Annotated in this window: 1 protein-coding gene; it reads left to right on the top strand. The window is 67.9% G+C overall.

The window, feature by feature from the left end; genetic code table 11:
* Window positions 1–215 precede the first annotated feature (215 nt).
* Window positions 216–1,104, top strand: an 889-nt coding sequence (locus HMPREF3086_RS03665; RefSeq protein ID WP_070720195.1) for an ISL3 family transposase, incomplete at its 3' end; no start/stop codon positions are given.

Raw genomic sequence — 1,104 nt, 5'->3', positions numbered from 1 at the left:
GGCTCTTCGCATCTGAGCGTGGGTGAGGACGACACGCCGGTGAGGCGGTAGGGAGACGAGAGGGTCGAGGCCCTGAAGGATTGGAAGTACCACTACATCCGATCCTGAAAGGGCCTCGACCCATGTCTGAGCCTATCGGGTGCTGCCGGTCTGCCACCGGAACCGCACCTGCGCCCCGTTGTGTCCGCTGCGATCTTCTCGTCGGGCTCGACGACGTGTACGTCCTTGATGCGCGTCTGCGTGGCGAGCACCTGGAGGTGACCGTCGAATCCGAGCCGGGACCGGTCGGATGCCCGGACTGCGGCGCCGCCGGGGTGGGGCATGGACGGCAGGTGGTGCGTCTGGTCGACATCCCCGCGTTCGGCCGCCCCGTCACGATCATCTGGCGCAAACGCCGCTTCGTCTGCCCAGGCGGGGCGTGCGAACGTGTGACGTTCGTGGAGAACCTGCCTGGGCTTGCCTCGCCGCGGCATGCCACCACGGCCCGCGTCGTGGAGTGGGCAGTGGGACAGCTGCGCCGGGAGCACGCCACCGTCAGCGGACTGGCTCGTCAGCTCGGTACCGCGTGGCACACGGTGTGGACGCCGGTCAAGGCTGCATTGGAGGCGTTGGCCGAGGATCCGGCCCGCTTCGACGGCGTCCGCACCCTCGGCGTCGATGAACACATCTGGCACCATGTCTCCCGACGTAAGCGCGGCCCCAAGGAACTGACCGGGATGGTCGACCTCACCCGCGACGGGGACGGCAAAGTACAGGCCAGGCTGCTCGACCTCGTGCCAGGCCGCTCCGGGGTGGTGTTCGCAGATTGGCTCACTGCGCGGGGCAAGGGTTTCACCAGCGGCGTCGAGATCGCCGCGTTGGATCCGTTCCACGGCTACAAGCGAGCGATCGATGACGAACTCGAGGATGCCACCGCTGTTCTCGACGCTTTCCACGTGGTCAAGCTCGCCCTTGGCGCCGTGGACGAGGTCCGCCGGAGGTTGCAGCAGCAGATCTGCGGCCACCGCGGACGTAAAGGCGACCCGCTCTACGGGATCCGCACCATCATCCGCTGCGACCCCGACAGGCTCACCGAGCGCCAGTGGCGGCGGTTCGACGAGGCCC

The organism is Dietzia sp. HMSC21D01 (genome assembly GCF_001815995.1).
In the GTDB taxonomy this organism is placed as follows: domain Bacteria; phylum Actinomycetota; class Actinomycetes; order Mycobacteriales; family Mycobacteriaceae; genus Dietzia; species Dietzia cinnamea.
This window is presented reverse-complemented; position numbering and strand designations above follow the sequence as displayed.